The sequence below is a fragment of the Methylocystis rosea SV97 genome (assembly GCF_000372845.1).
GTDB classification, from domain to species: Bacteria; Pseudomonadota; Alphaproteobacteria; order Rhizobiales; family Beijerinckiaceae; genus Methylocystis; species Methylocystis rosea.
In genome coordinates this window covers 105,507-123,311 of record NZ_KB889964.1, presented here as the reverse complement: position 1 = coordinate 123,311, position 17,805 = coordinate 105,507, and the positions used below count along the sequence as shown (strand labels likewise).

Sequence of the window (17,805 nt, the reverse complement as noted above, 5' to 3'; positions counted from 1 at the left end):
GCTGGCGAAGCTTCTGCGCATCGCGCATCGGCGAGCTTCCCCACATCGGCAAAAAGCGCCGCCGTTAATCCACGGTGGGAAGGTTCTCTTGCAGCGGCGCTGGAGGAGGTGAAGCCGCAGCCCAGGCTATCGAATGGCGTCGCATTGCTCTTTGCGCCATTCCCAAGGTGCTTGAGTATGTCCTGCCCACATGCCGCGACGATTGTTCTTGGCCTCCTGCTCGGCGCCGATATAGTCCGAGGAATAGCGGCGGTACGCGAAGGCCTGGCCGCTTTTTACCAACCAAAGCCCTATATCCTCGCCCCGGACCATACAGGCAGCGACGGTCCGCCCGTAGCGGTCAATATCCTTCTCTCCACACGACACCGGGGACTGACCGACAAATTCGTCTAACGCCATCGCAGCTTTCTGTCCTCACCATAAGAGAGAAGCTCAGAATCGGATGTGCCGTAACTCATGGTGGCGCCCCAGAGCCGCACACAGCGGGAAAATTTGGTCAGCCATCAACCTTGATCACCAATTTCTTAGTTCGCGAATCTATGACCACGACTTCCGCTGCTCGTTTCGTTCCTTTGACCTTTCTGGCGACCGCAACAGCGTCGCGGACGTCATAGAACCGGTCGTGCAGAACCTCGTCGACGCGGACTTCAAAGGGACATTCGACGAGCTTCGTCGGCGTTACTGCGTTCATGTGTCGATAGAGGATACGCCTTACCCTGCCCGAGTGTTCGAGTTTCATAGGTTAGAACAGATCTGACAGCGTTCAGTCTGGATCGTCAGGCCTATGCTCCGCCGTATGAACATGGACGTCGTGGCCTCCATTTCGCTGCATGGCGTCCATGGCGGAGCGTTCATGTTCTTCGGTCCAGGTCCGCGCCCACAGCAGCAGCCCACCGCGCGCCAATTGCGATTGCGCCCAATTGCGCTGACGACGTTGAATGAGTTTGATGGCTCCAATGCCGATCAGGCTGGCGACCATACCGGTGACAATGCCCGCAAAAATTGCCTCGGCGAAACTGCCGAAGATGGTCCAGACGGCGATCGCGCCGGCTATGGCGCCGACATAGAAGAGCAGACCGATGAGCGAAGCTTTGCCTTCATTAAGCGACTCGTTTTCGATGTAGGAGATGCGCGGCGCTTCATCGCTGTCCTCGATCTCGACCGAGCGTTTCGCGCCAACCTTTTCGCGCGCCGTCGCATCTTCGGCGAGCAGGCTAATTTCCGAGCGGTCGAATCCGTGGGTGAGCAGATCGTCAATGGCGGACTGCAGGTTGTCCATCGAGTCGAACAGGCCGACGACCTCGCTAAATTCGCGGCGCTGTTCAAGTGTGATCTTGTTTGGTTCCATGGGTCTTCCGACAGCTTTGGGCTCTCGAATCGAAGTCGGCCTTCGCGTGCTCCTGCCTTTTTTTACCCCGGCATTTGACCCATGGCCGCCGTTTCGAACGCCAGCATGCCTCCGCTCGGAGCTTTCGACAAGGCTAAGCCGTGTCGAAGAATTGAAAAATTGTAGGTAAAAATTATAGATAGGATCGGCGAAGCCGGCGTCGGCTCTGGCGATGTCGGAATTTCTTTTCGGCGACTCCTCTGCGCGGGCATTGAACATCCGGAAGCTCGCTGGCTATCACCGCCGCACAGGCGAAGGCAAGCACGCCTGTGAGCGCGGCAGACGCTCTGAAAAAGCAAGTCGACGCGCTCATGTCAGCTTGGAACAAGGCTCGCGCGGAGGCGCGCGAGGAATTTCTCGCTCGGATCGTCCGCCGATGATAACCTCAAAATCGCCATTCGTCCTGCACCCTTGGGTTCCAAACTTCGCCTCTGGCATTCTCGTGGACGCTCATGCCGTTTACTATCGGATTCAAAGCATCCCACTCGACCTGGAAATTGAAGGAGGAGTCGCCAAGCGTTTTGGCAGTCGCGAAGCCGGACAGCAGTGGGAGTTCGATCTGATCCCTATGGCGAGATGGACGTATTTTCCATGGAATGATTACATCTACGACTTGGCCTGATCGGCGCAAGCTACGTCACGGGGATTTCAGAGTTCGAACGACAGTTTGACAGCAGCGGGCATAGCTCTCGTTTCCTGAGCCTGCTCGTTCCAGAAATCACCGTTTCTCCGTATAAAGAAGCGCCGTTTGAGGTTTTCGTTCGCGTCCATCATCGTTCCGGCGTCTACGGCCTCATTAACGGAGTCCATGGCGCGTCAAACTACATTTCAACGGGCATTCGGTTTACTGCGTTTTGAAGTCACAATACCAGAGCCGCCATCAAATCGGCCGCGCCGGGGGGTCGCTGGCGCCTTCGGTGGCGAGTTTCCTGAGATCGTCACCAATTTCGGCGACGACGCGATTTTATTCCCCTTGCAGGGTAGCGCGCAGGGCTTCTTCGCCGCCAGTCGCGCGCGCCGCACGCCAACGATCAATCGCGCCCAGCGCTGCGCGGCGTTCAGCGGACGCCAGTCGGCAGAGCTGTCGACGCAACAGGGCGCCATGCGTTCTTTCATCGCTTACCCCGCGCAGCAGGACAGTTGCTTCACGTCCTTGTTGAAGGTCTGCGCCGCGAGCTTCAGCCCCTCGACCATCGTCAGGTATGGAAACAACTGGTCGGCCAGTTCCTGCGCAGTCATTCGCGCCCGGATGGCGAGCGCCGCGGTTTGAATGAGTTCGCCGGCTTCGGGCGCGACCGCTTGCGCGCCAATGAGGCGGCCCGAGCCGGCCTCCGTGACAAGCTTGATGAAGCCGCGCGTGTCGAAATTCACTAAGGCGCGCGGCACATTGTCGAGCGTCAATGTGCGGCTGTCGGTCTCGATGCCCTCATGGTGCGCTTCCGCCTCGCTGTAGCCTACGGTGGCGACTTGTGGATCCGTAAACACCACCGCCGGCATGGCGGCCAGATCGAGGGCGGCGTCGCCGCCGCTCACATTAATGGCCGCGCGGGTGCCGGCCGCCGCCGCCACATAGACGAATTGTGGCTGATTGGTGCAGTCGCCGGCGGCGAAAATATGGGGCGCGCTGGTGCGCATGCGCGTGTCGACGATGATTGCGCCCTGCGGGTTGACGGCGACGCGGGCGGCTTCCAGCGCCAGGCCGCACGTGTTCGGCGCGCGGCCTGTGGCGACTAGCAGCTTGTCGGCGCGCAATTCGCCGTTACCGGTCGTGAGCACGAATTCACCGTCCGCGAACGCCACGTTGCTCGCTTGCGTGTGCTCCAGCACTTCGACGCCCTCCGCCCGGAAAGCGGCCGTGACCGCCTCGCCGATCGCTGGGTCTTCGCGGAAGAACAGCGTGCTGCGCGCGAGGATCGTCACCTTGCCGCCAAGCCTCGCAAAGGCTTGCGCCAGTTCGACGGCTACCACCGACGAGCCGATCACCGCTAGGCGCGCAGGGATTGTGTCGCTCGCCAGCGCCTCGGTCGAGGTCCAGTAGGGCGTCTCTTTCAGTCCGGGAATGGGCGGGACGGCCGGGCTCGCGCCCGTGGCGATGAGGCAGCGGTTGAAACTGATTTCACTTTCGCCGCCTTCGTTCAGCCGGACGATCAGGCTGCGACCGTCTTGGAACTTCGCCTCGCCACGCAGCACGGCGATGGCGGTATTGCCTTCAAGAATGCCTTCGTATTTGGCGTGCCGCAACTCATCGACGCGCGCCTGTTGTTGGGCGAGCAGTTTTCCGCGGTCAATTGTTGGCTCGCTCGCCCCAAGGCCCTCGTCGAAGGGGCTCTGCCGGCGCAGATGCGCGACATGAGCGGCGCGGATCATGATTTTGGAGGGCACGCAGCCGACATTGACGCATGTCCCCCCGATCATCCCACGCTCGATCAGCGTGACCCGCGCGCCGTCTTCGGCAGCGCGCAACGCGGCCGCCATGGCTGCTCCGCCGCTGCCGATGATCGCCACTTGCAACGGCGCCCCCCAGCGCTCTTGCTTGGCGTTTCGATCGAGTATTTTACCAGGCCGTCTCTCTGGAGGGCTGGCGGCGCGGGCGCGTTTTGCGACAACTGCTTGATAGCCTGCGGCCTGCACAGCGGCGGAAAGCGCCGCGGGGTCGAGCGCCCCGTCGCCGCTGACTCGCGCCGTCCCTTCGGCGTAGGACACATTCGCCTCATGCACGCCGGGGGCTTTGAGCAAGACCTTTTCGACATGACTCGCGCAGCTGCCGCAGGTCATGCCGGTGATCTGCAAGACCACACTATTCCCTTCGCGCCTTCGATCGGATGAGGCGGGGGATTCCTCAGAACCGATTCGTTGCCCGAGAAAATGGCGCAGGCGCGCGAGAAGCGGCATGGTGTGGCCCATCGCGGCGCTAAACGAATGTGCGAGCGCTGTCTTGATCGAAGGTGTTTCGTCCATGGCTCACTTCTTCAGTTCAGAAGGATAACCGGCTCCTTCGGTCGCCTTGGTTAGCGCTTCGACGTTTGTTTTCGCATCGTCATAGGTCACCATCGCTTCCTTCGTCTCGTAGCTCACCTCGGTTGCTTGCACGCCCTCAACCTTGCTCAACGCCTTCTTGACGGTGATTGGGCAGGCGGCGCAGGTCATGCCGGAGACCGACAGGGTGATCGTTTGGCTGGCTGCCCAGGCCGGCGCACTGAAAACGGCGGACAAAGCGATCATCGCGGCGAGTTTTTTCATGATTGGGGGGCCCTCTTTCAGTAGAACAACGGAAGCACGTAGGGGAAAACGGTCGACCCTCCGATCAGCACCGCAACGCCCCAGAAGATCACCTTGTAGGCTGATCTCACCTGCGGCGCGGCGCAGGCCTCTCCCGGTTTGCAGACCATGGCCGGGCGATAGATTCGACGCCAGGCCAAGAACAGCGCAACGAACGCGGCGCTGAGGAACAGCGGCCGGAACGGCTCGAAAGCCTTGAAACTGCCGAGCCAGGCGCCGCTGAACCCAAGGCTCACCAGCACGAGCGGACCAAGGCAGCAGGCCGACGCCAAGATCGCAGCGACGCCGCCGGCGGCGAGCGCCTTGCGGCCGGACGCTCGGTTCGCCGCCGGATGGTCAGATAATCGGTCGGACGCTTTTTCGGGCATTATCTGTTCGGACATGGTTTTCCTCGCTTCTTTCCAAAGAGCCGTCGGAATCAGTCCGCGCCAACCTCAGGCGCGAACCCAACGGATGAAAAGGAAGAGCAGGGCGGCAATCCCAGCCGTCACTGCTAACCCGATCGGCGTCATCGCCATCTGGATGAGGCCAAGACCTTCGCCGTCACACATCGTCGCACCCTCCCATCGTGCTGCTTGCCAGCGCCGTCCGGCCGGAATAATCAGACCCTAGGGCCTGTAGCCGCTACAGGGTCAAGAAGATTTTTCACGAGCGCCAAGAGGCCGGACATGAAGCAAAAAAATGGGCTCTCGATTGGCGAATCGTCGAAGCAGAGCGGCGTGAACATCGAGACCATCCGCTACTACGAGAAGATCGGAGTCATGCCGGTGCCTGATCGTAGTGCGAGTGGGTACCGGCTCTACGGCGCGGACCATCTCAAGCGCTTGAGCTTCGTGCGGCGCAGCCGGCAACTTGGTTTCAGCCTCGATGAAATTCGCGGCCTGCTTCGCCTCGTGGATGGACACGCTTACACCTGCGCGCAAGTTCGTGAGCTGACGCTGGATCACCTGGCGGAGATTCGCCGCAAGATCGCGGATTTGAAGCGGCTCGAAAGGGTGATGGCGGAAATGGCGGCTCAGTGCAGCGGGGACCGGGTGCCTGAATGCGCGGTCATTGACGCTCTCTTCGATACGCGGCCGCCAGCCGTTGAACCCTCCGGGCGTCAACCGCCAATGCCGACGGCAACCTCAGTCATGAGGCGGCGGTAGCGTCGGTACATTTTTCCTCGCTCCAACTCATGCGGCGGCCTGCTCATGGGCTGTCCTTCTTTTTTGGTGCGAGCCGCTTGCCTCACGCCTGCGCACGCCGAACTGCGACGGCCTCGGCCTTTAGGCACTGGACGTGAAGCTCGCCGCGATTGGCAGGATCGTGAACGATCAGCATATGCAGACCATCCGCAACGGCGTTTACGCGGCCGGGGCGGCGCCACTGCGATTTTCCCGGACATGTCCGCTTTCTTGTCCGACAATCATCCTGCCCGGCTTGCCATTGTCAGACATAGTTTCCGGACAGATTGGCGATCGACCGTGAAATGATCGATTGCCGACAAATGATTGGAGGGCGCGCAGGCGCGAGGGGGCTGATGAACGGCGCCACGCGCAATCAGCCGTTCGAGGCGCCTGACGAGCCACGCTCGTTCGCGCCGGCTTACCGCCGACGCCAAAAGCCAAATCGCGCCTCAATCGCGTCAATTGTCTCTTCTGCCGCAGGAGCTTACGGTGGTATCTCACGCTGCCAGCGACTGTGTCCCAAGCTTCTGGGGTCGATCAATGGAGACCGAAGCGCAAGCCTCAATGCAGAACCTCCGAGCTCACGTCGAACAGCTGGCTGGCGAGATCGGCGAGCGCAATGTTCACCATTCCCGAGCGCTGCAGGCGGCGGCGTCATATATCGAGCGTCAATGGGAACAGCAGGGCTATGTTGTCGAGCGATTGGCGTAAGAAGTTTCGGGAGTTCGCTGCCTCAATCTTGAGATAACGCGCGCCGGCGGCGCGCGGCAGCCAGAAATCCTTCTGATGGGCGCACACTACGACACGGTCATTGGCAGTCCCGGCGCCAACGACAATGCGAGCGGCGTTTCGGCTCTCCTTGAGATGTCTCGTCTATTCGCCAGCGTCGAGCCGGCGTTGACTATCCGCTTCGTCGCTTTCGTCAATGAGGAGGCGCCGTTCTTCACCAGCCGCCAGCAGGGAAGCATGGTGTACGCCGAGGCGGCTCGCCGGCGAGGAGATGAGATAAGACTCATGGTCTCGCTCGAGACGATCGGTTGGTACTGCAATGAGGCGGGCAGTCAAAGATACCCGCCGCTGTTTAATCTGTTTTACCCGGACTGCGCGGACTTCCTCGGCTTCGTTTCGAATTTCGTTCAAGGGCGGCAATGCGTCGGCTTGCAAAGGCGTTTCGCGCGAACTCGGATTTTCCGTTAGAGACCGCGGCGACGTTTCAATCTGTCCCAGGCGTCTCTTGGAGCGACCACCGGTCGTTTTGGAGCCAAGGCTATCGCGCCATGATGGTTACAGATACGGCTTTCTATCGATATCGTCATTATCACATGACCAGCGACACCCCTGACAAACTCGCGGCGCGCGCGCACGAAGCAGAGTCCACGCTGGCCGTCGTGAAGCTTGCAATATCTGGGGCAGAGATCGCACTGGATGCGGCCGTCGGCGAGTCTTTCCCAATAACGGCCCGGGACGCCGACCAGGGCCTCGCGCAAGGGTGCGCTTTGTGGTTTGTTCATGGGCTCCAAATGGAAGCGTCGGGGCGGATTTTCAATGAAAAGCGCGATGGCCGTCATGCAAGTCGCTGTCGGCGCCACCGCAGACTCGCAACCGCGCGGATTCTTCGAACCCACTTATCTTCGCCTGCTGCGCTCGGGCGACTTCACTGAGCGCGCTCGCTCCGCGCGCCGACATCTGAAATATTGCGATCTCTGCGCCCGCTATTGCCGGGTCGATCGGCGGCACTCCATTCGCGGCGCCGTCTGCCGCACCGGCGAGCGGGCGGTCGTCTATTCGGCCGGACCGCATCATGGCGAAGAGGATTGCCTGCGCGGCTCGCGCGGTTCGGGCACGATCTTCTTTTCCTGGTGCAACCTGCGTTGCGTCTATTGCCAGAACTGGGAAATCGCCTGGCGAGGTGACGGCGAGGAGACGAGTGACGAACAGATCGCCGAGACAATGCTGCGATTGCAGGCTCTCGGCTGCCACAACATCAATCTGGTGACGCCCAGCCATGTCGTCGCCCAGACTCTCGCCGCGGTGAACATCGCGGCGCGGCAGGGGCTCCGTCTGCCGCTTGTTTACAACACCAGCGGCTATGACAGCATGGGGCGCTCGCGCTGCTTGACGGCGTCGTCGACATCTACATGCCCGACATGAAATATGGCGATGAGACGTTGGCTCGCAAATACTCGCATGTGAGGGATTACGTGCGCGTCAACAGGGAAGCGGTGCGCGAGATGCATCGGCAGGTCGGCGACCTCGTGATCGACGCGGAGGGCCTCGCCGAACGTGGACTTCTTGTGCGTCATCTCGCCTTGCCGAACGGCGTCTCCGGCGTGGAAACAGTGACGAGGTTCTTGGCCGAAGAAATCTCGCCCGACACGTACCTCAATCTGATGGGACAGTATCGCCCCTGTCATCGAGCCAGCGAGCATGCGGAGCTGGACCGCAAAACGACTCGTGCCGAATTTGCAGAGGCGCTCGCGATCGCTTGGCGCTATGGCCTCCATCGCCTCGATGGGGGTTCGTTGCAAGGGACCTGGTGATGACGCCGATCGCTGACCGAGCATGACAGCGGGCGGCGCCGACGCGGTTCCCGCTCTTTCTGGGGTCCTTGGTTTGCCTCCTTCAGCGCCGAACGCCCCCTAATGCGTTGCTTCGGGCGTTATCGCTACGGGCGAGCGTCGCTTCCAGTCGACGAGGACGTGGCCCCGCCATCTCGCTTCGGCCCACATCATTGCCGCCGCGCCACCGTGATCGGGCGGTTTCGCACGCGTGACTATGTCCGCATTCGGCGTCGTCCAAACGGATCTCGTTCCGGAAGACGTAGTCGTTCCCGTCGGCCTACGGTCTCGGATAGCTGGCTCCGCTGAAATCGAAGCGCTGGCTCGCCGAGCCTCACAAGAGCCTAGCGTTTCCGACGATCCGAATCTCCCGCGTCTTCGCGTATCGCTCTCCTTGTGAACGCCCGCCTCCGGTTGCATGGCGTTTCGTCCTATGGCCGCAGTCGCCGCCCAAAACCCTACGTCCGCGACAATTTTCCCCTTGGCGTTTAAGCGCCAATTCCTCGCGCGGCAAAATTGTCGCAGCCTTCGGGTCCTTCGCTCCGCTTCGGCCTCGCGTCGTTCCGGCGCTTCGGTTCGGGCGGCGCCTTTGCGGCCATCACGGACAGCCATCGCAACCGGGGCAGCCGCCCCAACGATGGAGAGCAAGATGAAGACTTTCGCCGAATTCCAGATCCTCGGCCGCATTGGCAAGGTTCGCGAAGTCGGGCAGACGACGCGCGTTTCGATCTGCGCCAACTACGCCTTCAAGGACCGCAACGGCGAGACCAAAGACAAGCCCTATTGGAACGAGATCACGATCTGGAGCGAGAGCGCCCGCAAATATGTCCGTGACTATGCGAAGCCCGGTGATCTCGTGGTGGCGCGCGGCACGCTGAAGCAGGGAAGCTTCGAGAAGGACGGCGAGAAGGTCTACACGGTCGATCTCAACTGCGACGACTTCTCAATCCTCGCCTCCGCCAAGACGGACCAGTCCGACAGGGACGAGGCCGACGCGGCGATTGAGGCGCAGAAGAAAACCGCGAAGCGCAAGTGACGCGAAGAGCGGGGCGGCCGCGCGCCGCCCCTCGATTGCGCATTCGTTTCCGGCAGCTCGACTCGCTGCCCGAGTTTGCCCAGGGCAAACTTTTTTTTGCGCTGCGGGCAGAGCGGTCCGAGTTTGCCGGGGGCAAACTTGTTGGACGCCAAATCTTAATCTCAGATCTCCCGGAGCGGCGGGAGTGAGTTTGCCCAGGGCAAACTTTCTTGGCGCGAGGCCTTACCTTCAGAATTCCTGGAAAGGCGCTTCCCTCTCTTACCCCTGTGAGATTTCGCGGTGGTTCTCCTTGGGCGTGCTGGGGCAAAAAGCTCCGGCATCATAGCGATTCGAATCGACAGAACCGAAGGACACACAATGAGCGCCGCCAATCGTGATCGTCGTGACGGCCGAGACGGCGGCCTCATGAAGGCGCTGGTCGTGAACAACGAGAAGGGCGGCGTCGGCAAGAGCACGATCGCTGTTCATCTCGCTTGGTATTTCGCGGAGCGCGGCAAACGCGTTCTCTTCCTTGACCTCGATCCGCAGAGCAATGGCTCGACGACGCTTGCGGCGCACACTGGCGACATCGACGCCGCCACGCTCTTTGCGCGTCCGGTCGCCATTCCGCCGATGGCGAGCGGGGGTATTCGGGTCCTTGGCGGCAGCGCCGCCTTGCGCGGCGTCGTCGCCGTGGACGGCAAGGTCATCGAACAATTTCGCGCCAATCTCCAAGACGCGTCGCGCGCCTTTGATATCGCCGTCATCGATACGCCGCCAACCTTCGGCGTGCGCAATCTCGCGGCGCTGATCGCCGGGCAGTTCGTGCTCGCGCCGATCGACCTCGACGACTACGCCATCGACGGCATCGAAACACTGCTCAAACACATCGTCGGCGTGAAGCAGAAATATAATCCCGACCTCGCGTTTCTGGGACTGATCCCGAACCGCTTGCAGACGACCTCGCCGCGCCAGCGGGAGAATTTGAAGAGCCTGGTCCAGAGATTTGGCACGAAATATCTGTTCGACGGCGTGATTCCGCAACGCTCGTCGATCGGCGAGGCGCTGGCCGAGAAAAAGCCGGTCTGGAGCCTGCCGAAGACGGCGGCGCGTGTAGCTGGCCGCGAGATGCGCATCGTCTTCGACAAGCTCGCGCTGAAAATGGAGGCGCCATGAGCTACGCCCGCAAACTCGATGACGTCGCGCAGCTGCTGGACGATCTCGAAGGCCTGGAAGCCCCTGTCTCGAGCGGCAAGCCTCTCGAAATCCCGCTTTCCTCGATCGAGGAGGACCCGGACCAGCCGCGGCGCGCTTTCGACGAGAAGACGATGGAGGAGCTCGCCGCTTCGATCCGGGAGCGCGGCGTTCTTCAGCCGATCGGCATCACCCCACCTGACGCCGAGGGAAGGCGGCGGATAGTCTTCGGAGCGCGGCGCTTTCGTGCGGCGCAACTCGCAGGGCTAACCACTATCCCGGCGTTCATTCATTCCGAAGGAGCCTCCGACCCTTACGACCAGATGATCGAAAACATCCAGCGGGACGATCTCTCGGCGGCGGATATCGCCGCTTTCATCAGCTCCCGCCTCGCGACCGGCGAAAAGCAGAAGGAGATCGCGCTGCGGCTCGGCAAGGACAAGAGCTACATCGCCATGTATGCGTCGGTCGCGCAGATGGCGCCCGTGCTGCGGGATCGATTGGCGACATCCCCGATCCGCGCCGTCTATGAACTGCATCAGATGTGGAAGAAGTTTCCGCAGGCGGTCGAGTCATTTTGTAAGGCGCATGACTCATTTACGCGCGCGCAGGCGATCGCACTCTGTGAGGGTCTGAGCCGTCGATCGGCGCAGATTGTCGATGCGTCGCCGCGCGAGACGGCGATTGGCGCCACGAATCCTCATAGCAGCGAGGCTTTTCCAGGCGCGGAACGGATGGAGGACCGCACTCCGCGCCCCGAAACAGGCGGCGAGCTCGGTCGGCTCGATCGGTTCGGATGCGCTCATGACGAAGCATCGCGTGAGGCGGCGCGAGCGGCGCGAAAGGACGCGGCATCTGGGCCGGCGCTCATGATGCTGCGCGTCGAGCACGACCGGCGTTCCGGGCGGCTGATATTGGATCGCGGATCCAGCAAGGGCGAAACGCATGGGTTGGTTTGTTTCGACGATGACGGTGCGATCGAGGACTTGCCTCTTTCAGCAGTGAAGCTCGTGACGCTGAAGCCAGGCGCCTCCGGCGCATGAACTCAACAGGCCATGGTGACGCGCGCGACGCAGCGGCTTTTTCATCCCGAAGGGACGAAGCGAAGCGGAGCGCCCGGAGGCCGAACGCGCTCTTCATAGCGCCGTAGTGAGGCCGGAGGGTGTGGGAAAGGCGCGGCGAAATAGGGAAGGGGTCTTTAGCGCGGTCTCAATCTTGATGCCGCCGCGAACGATCTGAGTCATCCAAAGAACTCGCGCGAGGCGAAGGCCACCAATCGGAATCGAGCCCTGAAACTTGAAAATCTAGTGCAGCGTGTTTTTCGAGGGCGAGTGCAGGATAGGCTTGCCGCCAGCCATTTTTAAACACCTCGCCCTAAGAAGGGACCAAACGATCGCATGGCGTTTCTGGGATTTCACGTTGACGACGCGCTGGCCAAAAAATTTGCGGCGATGGCGGCGAACGAAGGGGGCAGATCCGCCTTGATGCGGCGTCTCGTCGAGCGAGCGGTCGGCGACGGAAGAGCACCGGCGCGTGCGATGATGCCGACAAGCGCGTCGCGCAAGGTGACGATCAGACTGAGCGAAAGCGAGCTGCATCTTCTGGCGACCATCGCCGCGCAGCGCGGCATGAACCGCACGCAATGGATCGCGTCGCTGGTGCGAACCCGGCTCGGCTTGCCGGTGCAGCAGACGCACGACGAACGCCAGGCGCTGCGGGCGGTGGCGCGCGAGTTGAACCGCATTGGCGGCAACATCAATCAGATCGCGCACGCCGCCAATCTCAATCGGCTGATCGGATCCTCGGTGAAGATCGAGGCCGAGGCGATCCGTGGAGCTTCGGCGCGCATCAAGGCCGCGCTCGAAGAGTTGCGCGCGACGCTGAAGCGAAACGCCGACTATTGGGAAGGCCGCTGATGAGCCACAGCGGAGATCGCGACCTCGAACTGCCGCCAATCTCCTATGTGTGGCGAACTCCCGTACGAAAGCCGAAGCGCGCCAAGTGGGAGATTCCCGATCCTGTCGATCCGCGAAAGCTCACGCCCGCGATGCGGGCCAAGTTGCAACGGATCGTCGCCAAGGCGCCGGAGGTGATGGTCAAGATCACCGGCAAGACCAAGACCGTCGGCCATCTGAAATCGCATCTCGAATATATCACCCGCGACGGCGAACTGGCGGCGGAAACGGAAACCGGCGCCGTGATGGAAGGGCGGCACGGCTTGCGCGACATCCAGGCGCAATGGGCCGATGACGCGACGCTCGATCATAGCCGGCGTCGCGACGGCCCGTTGTCCCACAACATCATCTTGTCGATGCCGCCCGGAACCGACCCGATCGCCGTGAAGGAAGCGGTCCGCGCCTTCGCGATCGAAACCTTCGGCGGGCGGCACGATTATGTCTTCGTGCAGCATCTCGACGATAAGCATCCCCACGTGCACCTCACCGTGCGCTCGCTCGGTTATGACGGCAGGCGGCTCAATCCGCGCAAGGCTGATCTCTCGGCATGGCGCGACCTTTTCGCCGGCGAATTGCGATTGCGCGGCGTCGAGGCGGAGGCGACGCCGCGCCGCGCACGCGGCAAGGTCAGGAAGGCGGAGCGCGGCGTTGTTCGCGCCATCAGAGAGCGTGGTGAGCAACCGCGCGTGGAGCGCCTTGCTCGCGAGGGCATCGTGAGGGAGGTGCGCGCCGGGAAAAGCGCGGCGCCTCCTTGGGAGACGAAGACACGAGAAAGGCAGGCGGCGATCAAAGAAGCCTATCGACGACAAGCCGAGGAGTTGAAGCGTTCTGCGAGCGCGGCGGACCACGACTTCGCGACGCAGGTGCTGCAGTTTGTGGCCGACATGCCCGAGCTCGAAACGAAACGGGATCGGCTCTTGAAAGACCTCGACAAGGCCGTCAGCAAGGCTCAGCCGCTGCAGCGTCGAAAAGACAAGGAAAGGGGAAGGCCCGGGTCGGAGAGGTGACGGTCGCATCTGCTTGCCCGACGATGGGCGTCGGCATTTACTTGCCTTGCATATTTATTCGGCTGATTCGAATTGACCCGCGCGCGCCAGTCAATGCGTAACTTGCGGTGTTTCGTGGGTCGGGTGTCGTGATGCGTTATGAGCGCAACGTGGATCTTCCAGAGAACCTTCAGCGGCTGTTGCCGGAGCACGCGCAAGACATTTATCACGAAGCCTTCAATCACGCCTATGCCGCTCATGTCGGCGAGATCCGTCAGGAAGAAGCCGCTCATAGCATCGCTTGGGCGGCCGTCAAGTGGAGCTACATCAAGACGTCGGCCGGCTGGGTGCGCCGCGGAGAGATCGGCTGAGGGCCGACGACACCCAAAAGAGACAGGCGAAAATTGCCTCGATCAGGCGTCGCTTCATCATGCGGCGTGATGAGTCGGCGCGACGGTCAGCTTGAGGCCAAGCGCCTTGATCACTTTCAGCACCGTCGCCAGCTCTGGATTGCCGTCGGCGCTGAGCGCTTTGTAAAGACTTTCCCGCGACAGGCCCGCATCTTGGGCTATTTGCGACATGCCCTTCGCGCGAGCGATCACGCCAAGCGCATGCGCTACGATCGCGGGATCATTGCTTTCCAGCGCGTCCTCCAGATAGGCCTCGATCGCGTCGGGACTATCGAGATACGCCGCGCTGTCGAACGCCGATGTTTTCGTGGCCATCGTCACTCATCCTCCAACCCTGTCGCCAGTGACTTCGCTTGCGCTATGTCTTTCCTGGCTGCTCTTGTCTCCGCCGCACAGCAAGACCACGAGCGCCCTTTCCCCGTCGCACGAAATAGACCCTGTAGCCTGGGCCGAAATGTATCCGCAGCTCGCTCACGCCTTCGCCGACGGGCGACACGTCGCCGGGGTTGCCGAGCGCCAAGCGATCGATCCTTGCGACGATCTTCGCTTTGCCGCGCTGATCTTTCAGCCCCATAAGCCAATCTTCAAACGCGCGGGTTTTCCGAATTTCGAGCATTAAAGGCTGTATCCTATAGGCTACGCCGCCAAATGTCGAGAGCGAACGCCGTGGCGGTTTCCATTGGGTTGAGAGGACTCGCCGAGCGGGTAACATGGAGGACCGCGATCCTCACCGAAAGGTTGAGACGGGCTTTTGACAGTAGGCGGGATCGGGTTCTCTAGCGGGTCGAGGACCTGTCCCTCCCCTCACCCGAGTTTCGTGGCCGGCGCGAGGACGAGCTTTCGCGTCTCTCGTTGGCTATTTATCGCATTGGATGTCGTAAATCAGACCGCGAACGCCAAGCGCTGCGGCGTGTCCGGAGAGAGGCAGTGCAAGGCGCCAGCAAATCCAAATGGCGCTGTGACGGCCTTCGCGTCGTGCGGGCAAGTGAGCTCGATCCCAACGCCACAGACGCCCGGCATGGACCGAGTCGCCGCGATCACCTATGCGCGCGTCGGCGCGGAGAAGCTCTGGGTGGGGACCGTCGTAATCAACCCCAAAGCCAAGACGGCGCACACCATCATGGGCCGCTCGAGAGCGTAATGTAGGTCGTGAGCGGATGAGCTCGGATGAGGTGGGGTGAGCGGCTCGAATTCATGGCGGAGGCGGGCCGGGGCGATTTCATCTACGTGCCGCCATACGTTCCCCGCCAGGAGATCAATGCGAGCGACGAGCAAGCGTTGTCGTGCGTGCTCGTGCGCAGCGGCCAGGAGCCAGTCGTCGTCAATCTCGATTTGCCTAACGTCGAACTCAACTCGGAAGAGGTGCGGTGGGTGGACAGCATCCATCCGTAGAGGGCGTGACAAATCCGCGATCGAGCAATGCGCGGAGGGGTGGCGGACGCGCGAGGAAAAATGGGGCCGACGCGCGGCCCCGCAATAGGTCGATCTCACAGGCCGAGGAAGGGAAGGGCAGGCGCAAGCGCCGCGGCAAAATCGCGCAGGAATTTCGCGACATGCGCCTGTTCCGTGATCGTCAGGAGCCCGGCCTTGTCGGCCCGTGTGAAAGGGATGTTCTCGGCGTCCAATTTGGCGAATGTGTCTGCGGGCAGGGCTGGGAACTCGATCTCGACGCCGCCCGCAGCGAGCAGTTTTTCACGCGTCTTGCCGCCTTTCAACACGCCTTTGGCGTCGATGAAGCCATACCAGAAGGGAAAATCCGCCGGAGGCTTGCCTTGTTTGAGATTGATGACCGCGACATGATCGGCTTTGTCGCCAATCAGACTCAGCCAGCGAGCGACGGACTGGGCGGCGTCCACGTCGGGAGAGATGACGTGAAACAGCGTCAGTCTGTAGCTATGGGCCTCGAAGGCGTCGAGGAGGCCGTCGAGGCCTTCGCCGCCGTCGACGATTCGCGTGAGATCGGCCAGAAGCCCGCCCGAGAGGTCATGGACGTAGAGTTTTTCGCCCGACTCGATGGAATCGAGCAGGATGTTGCGTTCGTCATCCGCGCGACCGTTATAGTAGCCGATGCCTTCGACCGGGTTTGTACGCGTTCGACCGACCCGCTGGCGTCGCGGCTGCCGAGGACGCGCGCCGTCGCGCCCACACTGCCGTCGGCGTCGTAAGCCGCGACGCGCTTGCCGGTTGTGCGGAGATGGTCGACGAGCGTGCGCGTAAACACGGACTTGCCCACGCCGCCCTTCTCATTGGCGACGAGGGCCACGCGCTTGACGGCGGCGGGCAGGGCCGCCGCCCGAGGGCGGGATTTGAGCGCAGCAGCAGTAGCCATGTTCGAATGTCCTTTCCTGTCGGGGTTAATTGCGGGGATCGCGCCGGACGCCATAGCCCGCTTGTTACACATCGTCATCGAATCGATGCCCGAGAACGTCCTTTGCACCTCTTCGATTTTGCGCCAGAGGCTTCGTCGCCAATAGCGAAGGAGGCATCGCACCCATTCTCGCAGCATCGACCGTCCTCGAGCCAGACTCGACCGTGATCGCTTTTGACAAGGTCCCAGCCGGCGCGGCTTTCTTCGCTTTCTTTTTGCGTTTGCCGGAGCGCCCGCGCGCCTCGCTGATGTATTTGTTCAATGTGCCGGCTGCGATGATAAGGCCATTGTTGCGCATAATCTCGGCGAGTTCCGCGCCGCTGTACCCCTTGGCTCGGTAAGCGAGCAAATCCGGCAGCAATTGCGCGACCGCGGCTCTGAGGGGACTGCGCGAACGTCCTCCCGCCTTTTTCGGCGCCGAGCGCAGCGCCGACACCTTGTTGTCGGACGAGTTGTTCGCCTCGGCCGCTTTGCCTTCCTTCGACCCTTGCGTCATTGCTGAGCGTTTCCATATGAGGCGCGCCCGCAGGCCAAATTCTTAGCTTCGGCGATGTTGAATTGCGGCGGGCCTGAAGATGCCAACTTAGAGTCGAATGACGAAAGCGCGATCACGAATCGAATCGAGATCACGAGCGGGGAAAATATTTCAGCTTCCTTTGCGACAAGATCACGGGCATGAAGGTAGAATCCTCAGATATCGACGCTGCGCCGCAAGCAGCGCCTGTGGTGGGGGCCGCTACCTGGTTCTGTGGCCACGCTCTGCGCGATCCGCATCTCTGGTTCTCTCAGCGGACTTGCTCGGCGGCTCACGCAACAGCTTCGTTTTTCCTTCGACGATTTCCGCTCGATCGAAGCGAGCGCCGCGGCGGCGGTGATGCGTCATGCCCTCGCGCGCGGCGTCGAGAACGCGCTTACGCGCTGCCGGGTCTTTCGGGAAAGCCGCGAGGACCACACGCTCGATGACCGCGAGGTGGGAGCGGGCGTTCTGGTCGTCGGTCCCGCCCTTCCAATCCCGCACCGTCGGTCCTGATGCGCGATGCGGCGCCTGCGGCCCTGCGCTGGTCCTGTCGCGCGTGACGGCGACCGTCTTGTCGCTATGATCGAAATCCCCTCGCATCTTCGCGAGCGCCGCGCGATCGAGCTGTGTCGGCTCGTAGCCTTTCGCCTCGATTCCGCGCACTGACGCGGCGAGCCAGGCCTCCCTGCGAAATTCCAATGAGCCCGTCAGCTCGATCCTTTCCCAGCCGCGATGCGCGGCGATTGCGACGAGGTCACGGACGATCTCGACGCTGGCGACTTGTGTAACCAGGCGGTCGCGGCCGGCTTTCGCCACCAGATATTCGCGCCCGCGGTCGGCATAAATTCTCGTTTCCGCCGCATCGATTTCCACGACGTAATATTTGCGGCGCAGACGCGGAGGCAAAGAATCGAACTCGGCTACACTGCTCGATCCCAAGGCATCGCGATCCGGTGATTTTTCGCCG

22 protein-coding genes and 3 pseudogenes are annotated in these 17,805 nt (G+C 61.8%); 13 read left to right on the top strand and 12 right to left on the bottom strand.

Going from position 1 to position 17,805, the window contains the following annotated elements; genetic code table 11:
* Window positions 1–126: 126 nt before the first annotated feature.
* From A3OO_RS22285 to A3OO_RS0119510, 3 genes and pseudogenes are all read right to left on the bottom strand, one after another.
* Window positions 127–402, bottom strand: a pseudogene (locus A3OO_RS22285) (thermonuclease family protein); the annotation flags it as partial.
* 94 nt (window positions 403–496) lie between these two features.
* A complete protein-coding gene (locus A3OO_RS0119515) occupies window positions 497–739 on the bottom strand; it encodes a hypothetical protein (RefSeq protein ID WP_245257234.1) in 243 nt (80 codons plus the stop codon).
* A gap of 24 nt (window positions 740–763) precedes the next feature.
* Window positions 764–1,348 (bottom strand): hypothetical protein, encoded by a 585-nt coding sequence (locus tag A3OO_RS0119510; RefSeq protein ID WP_026223171.1) that lies wholly within the window; start codon window positions 1,346–1,348, stop codon window positions 764–766.
* Between the two features lie 211 nt (window positions 1,349–1,559).
* On the opposite strand from A3OO_RS0119510, the gene A3OO_RS22280 reads away from it, so the two are divergent.
* Complete coding sequence (locus A3OO_RS22280) at window positions 1,560–2,009, top strand: hypothetical protein (protein ID WP_040574093.1); 450 nt, start codon at window positions 1,560–1,562, stop codon at window positions 2,007–2,009.
* Window positions 2,010–2,506: 497 nt separating this feature from the next.
* Here the strand turns inward: A3OO_RS22280 and merA are convergent, their stop codons facing one another.
* From merA to merT, 3 genes are read right to left on the bottom strand one after another with little or no spacing between them, the layout of a single operon-like run.
* Entirely contained in the window at window positions 2,507–4,345 is a 1,839-nt protein-coding gene (gene merA / locus A3OO_RS0119485) for a mercury(II) reductase (protein ID WP_018409530.1), read from the bottom strand.
* Window positions 4,346–4,348: 3 nt separating this feature from the next.
* Entirely contained in the window at window positions 4,349–4,627 is a 279-nt protein-coding gene (gene merP, locus A3OO_RS0119480) for a mercury resistance system periplasmic binding protein MerP (protein ID WP_018409529.1), read from the bottom strand.
* Between the two features lie 17 nt (window positions 4,628–4,644).
* A complete protein-coding gene (merT, locus tag A3OO_RS0119475; RefSeq protein WP_018409528.1) occupies window positions 4,645–5,049 on the bottom strand; it encodes a mercuric ion transporter MerT in 405 nt (134 codons plus the stop codon).
* Window positions 5,050–5,334: 285 nt separating this feature from the next.
* On the opposite strand from merT, the gene A3OO_RS0119465 reads away from it, so the two are divergent.
* From A3OO_RS0119465 to A3OO_RS0119415, 11 genes are all read left to right on the top strand, one after another.
* Complete coding sequence (locus A3OO_RS0119465; RefSeq protein ID WP_018409526.1) at window positions 5,335–5,814, top strand: MerR family transcriptional regulator; 480 nt, start codon at window positions 5,335–5,337, stop codon at window positions 5,812–5,814.
* A 585-nt stretch (window positions 5,815–6,399) separates the two neighbouring features.
* Window positions 6,400–6,546: a hypothetical protein gene (locus A3OO_RS23785; protein WP_156824960.1), complete on the top strand. Its 147-nt coding sequence runs from the start codon at window positions 6,400–6,402 to the stop codon at window positions 6,544–6,546.
* A gap of 33 nt (window positions 6,547–6,579) precedes the next feature.
* Window positions 6,580–7,032, top strand: a complete 453-nt coding sequence (locus A3OO_RS22730; protein WP_280642667.1) for a M28 family peptidase — start codon at window positions 6,580–6,582, stop codon at window positions 7,030–7,032.
* A gap of 348 nt (window positions 7,033–7,380) precedes the next feature.
* Window positions 7,381–7,986, top strand: a complete 606-nt coding sequence (locus tag A3OO_RS24090) for a radical SAM protein (protein WP_198008873.1) — start codon at window positions 7,381–7,383, stop codon at window positions 7,984–7,986.
* Window positions 7,974–8,375 carry a radical SAM protein gene (locus A3OO_RS24085; RefSeq protein ID WP_018409525.1) on the top strand — a complete coding sequence of 134 codons (402 nt, stop codon included), beginning with the start codon at window positions 7,974–7,976 and terminating at the stop codon, window positions 8,373–8,375. The genes A3OO_RS24090 and A3OO_RS24085 overlap by 13 nt, the downstream gene beginning before the upstream one ends.
* A gap of 667 nt (window positions 8,376–9,042) precedes the next feature.
* On the top strand, window positions 9,043–9,429 hold the full coding sequence (locus tag A3OO_RS22265) for a single-stranded DNA-binding protein (RefSeq protein WP_051080427.1): 387 nt from the start codon (window positions 9,043–9,045) through the stop codon (window positions 9,427–9,429).
* 357 nt (window positions 9,430–9,786) lie between these two features.
* Complete coding sequence (locus A3OO_RS0119435) at window positions 9,787–10,584, top strand: ParA family protein (RefSeq protein ID WP_018409521.1); 798 nt, start codon at window positions 9,787–9,789, stop codon at window positions 10,582–10,584.
* Window positions 10,581–11,645, top strand: a complete 1,065-nt coding sequence (locus tag A3OO_RS0119430; RefSeq protein ID WP_018409520.1) for a ParB/RepB/Spo0J family partition protein — start codon at window positions 10,581–10,583, stop codon at window positions 11,643–11,645. Before A3OO_RS0119435 ends, A3OO_RS0119430 begins: the two co-directional genes overlap by 4 nt.
* A gap of 354 nt (window positions 11,646–11,999) precedes the next feature.
* Complete coding sequence (locus A3OO_RS0119425) at window positions 12,000–12,518, top strand: plasmid mobilization protein (protein WP_018409519.1); 519 nt, start codon at window positions 12,000–12,002, stop codon at window positions 12,516–12,518.
* Window positions 12,518–13,564 carry a relaxase/mobilization nuclease domain-containing protein gene (locus A3OO_RS0119420; RefSeq protein WP_018409518.1) on the top strand — a complete coding sequence of 349 codons (1,047 nt, stop codon included), beginning with the start codon at window positions 12,518–12,520 and terminating at the stop codon, window positions 13,562–13,564. Before A3OO_RS0119425 ends, A3OO_RS0119420 begins: the two co-directional genes overlap by 1 nt.
* A gap of 149 nt (window positions 13,565–13,713) precedes the next feature.
* A complete protein-coding gene (locus A3OO_RS0119415) occupies window positions 13,714–13,914 on the top strand; it encodes a ChaB family protein (protein WP_425338979.1) in 201 nt (66 codons plus the stop codon).
* A gap of 57 nt (window positions 13,915–13,971) precedes the next feature.
* On the opposite strand, the gene A3OO_RS0119410 is transcribed toward A3OO_RS0119415, so the two are convergent.
* Both A3OO_RS0119410 and A3OO_RS23225 read right to left on the bottom strand, forming a co-directional pair.
* Window positions 13,972–14,268 carry an addiction module antidote protein gene (locus A3OO_RS0119410; protein WP_018409516.1) on the bottom strand — a complete coding sequence of 99 codons (297 nt, stop codon included), beginning with the start codon at window positions 14,266–14,268 and terminating at the stop codon, window positions 13,972–13,974.
* A gap of 2 nt (window positions 14,269–14,270) precedes the next feature.
* A pseudogene (locus A3OO_RS23225) lies at window positions 14,271–14,569 on the bottom strand (type II toxin-antitoxin system RelE/ParE family toxin).
* A gap of 311 nt (window positions 14,570–14,880) precedes the next feature.
* Here A3OO_RS23225 and A3OO_RS22260 point away from each other — a divergent pair.
* Window positions 14,881–15,345, top strand: a pseudogene (locus tag A3OO_RS22260) (cupin domain-containing protein).
* A 95-nt stretch (window positions 15,346–15,440) separates the two neighbouring features.
* Here the strand turns inward: A3OO_RS22260 and A3OO_RS24420 are convergent.
* The 4 genes from A3OO_RS24420 to A3OO_RS0119380 all read right to left on the bottom strand — a co-directional run bounded on the left by A3OO_RS24420 (window position 15,441) and on the right by A3OO_RS0119380 (window position 17,744).
* Window positions 15,441–15,809: a hypothetical protein gene (locus A3OO_RS24420; protein WP_018409513.1), complete on the bottom strand. Its 369-nt coding sequence runs from the start codon at window positions 15,807–15,809 to the stop codon at window positions 15,441–15,443.
* 26 nt (window positions 15,810–15,835) lie between these two features.
* The gene (locus A3OO_RS24415) at window positions 15,836–16,282 is read right to left on the bottom strand and encodes a nucleotide-binding protein (RefSeq protein ID WP_245257255.1); all 447 of its coding nucleotides are present in this window, start codon (window positions 16,280–16,282) and stop codon (window positions 15,836–15,838) included.
* A 64-nt stretch (window positions 16,283–16,346) separates the two neighbouring features.
* Entirely contained in the window at window positions 16,347–16,817 is a 471-nt protein-coding gene (locus A3OO_RS0119390) for a hypothetical protein (RefSeq protein ID WP_018409511.1), read from the bottom strand.
* A 240-nt stretch (window positions 16,818–17,057) separates the two neighbouring features.
* Window positions 17,058–17,744 carry an LPD7 domain-containing protein gene (locus tag A3OO_RS0119380; protein ID WP_245257233.1) on the bottom strand — a complete coding sequence of 229 codons (687 nt, stop codon included), beginning with the start codon at window positions 17,742–17,744 and terminating at the stop codon, window positions 17,058–17,060.
* Window positions 17,745–17,805: the final 61 nt, after the last annotated feature.

Coding starts and splice junctions, on each gene's coding strand:
- A3OO_RS0119465 (WP_018409526.1), top strand. CDS start 5,335: ATGAAGCAAAAAAATGGGCTCTCGATTGGCGAATCGTCGAAGCAGAGC.
- A3OO_RS0119420 (WP_018409518.1), top strand. CDS start 12,518: ATGAGCCACAGCGGAGATCGCGACCTCGAACTGCCGCCAATCTCCTAT.
- A3OO_RS0119515 (WP_245257234.1), bottom strand. CDS start 739: ATGAAACTCGAACACTCGGGCAGGGTAAGGCGTATCCTCTATCGACAC.
- A3OO_RS0119430 (WP_018409520.1), top strand. CDS start 10,581: ATGAGCTACGCCCGCAAACTCGATGACGTCGCGCAGCTGCTGGACGAT.
- A3OO_RS23785 (WP_156824960.1), top strand. CDS start 6,400: ATGCAGAACCTCCGAGCTCACGTCGAACAGCTGGCTGGCGAGATCGGC.
- A3OO_RS0119410 (WP_018409516.1), bottom strand. CDS start 14,268: ATGGCCACGAAAACATCGGCGTTCGACAGCGCGGCGTATCTCGATAGT.
- A3OO_RS24415 (WP_245257255.1), bottom strand. CDS start 16,282: ATGGCTACTGCTGCTGCGCTCAAATCCCGCCCTCGGGCGGCGGCCCTG.
- A3OO_RS0119425 (WP_018409519.1), top strand. CDS start 12,000: ATGGCGTTTCTGGGATTTCACGTTGACGACGCGCTGGCCAAAAAATTT.
- merA (WP_018409530.1), bottom strand. CDS start 4,345: ATGGACGAAACACCTTCGATCAAGACAGCGCTCGCACATTCGTTTAGC.
- A3OO_RS0119390 (WP_018409511.1), bottom strand. CDS start 16,817: ATGACGCAAGGGTCGAAGGAAGGCAAAGCGGCCGAGGCGAACAACTCG.
- A3OO_RS24085 (WP_018409525.1), top strand. CDS start 7,974: ATGCCCGACATGAAATATGGCGATGAGACGTTGGCTCGCAAATACTCG.
- A3OO_RS22265 (WP_051080427.1), top strand. CDS start 9,043: ATGAAGACTTTCGCCGAATTCCAGATCCTCGGCCGCATTGGCAAGGTT.
- merT (WP_018409528.1), bottom strand. CDS start 5,049: ATGTCCGAACAGATAATGCCCGAAAAAGCGTCCGACCGATTATCTGAC.
- A3OO_RS0119510 (WP_026223171.1), bottom strand. CDS start 1,348: ATGGAACCAAACAAGATCACACTTGAACAGCGCCGCGAATTTAGCGAG.
- merP (WP_018409529.1), bottom strand. CDS start 4,627: ATGAAAAAACTCGCCGCGATGATCGCTTTGTCCGCCGTTTTCAGTGCG.
- A3OO_RS0119435 (WP_018409521.1), top strand. CDS start 9,787: ATGAGCGCCGCCAATCGTGATCGTCGTGACGGCCGAGACGGCGGCCTC.
- A3OO_RS24090 (WP_198008873.1), top strand. CDS start 7,381: ATGAAAAGCGCGATGGCCGTCATGCAAGTCGCTGTCGGCGCCACCGCA.
- A3OO_RS22280 (WP_040574093.1), top strand. CDS start 1,560: ATGTCGGAATTTCTTTTCGGCGACTCCTCTGCGCGGGCATTGAACATC.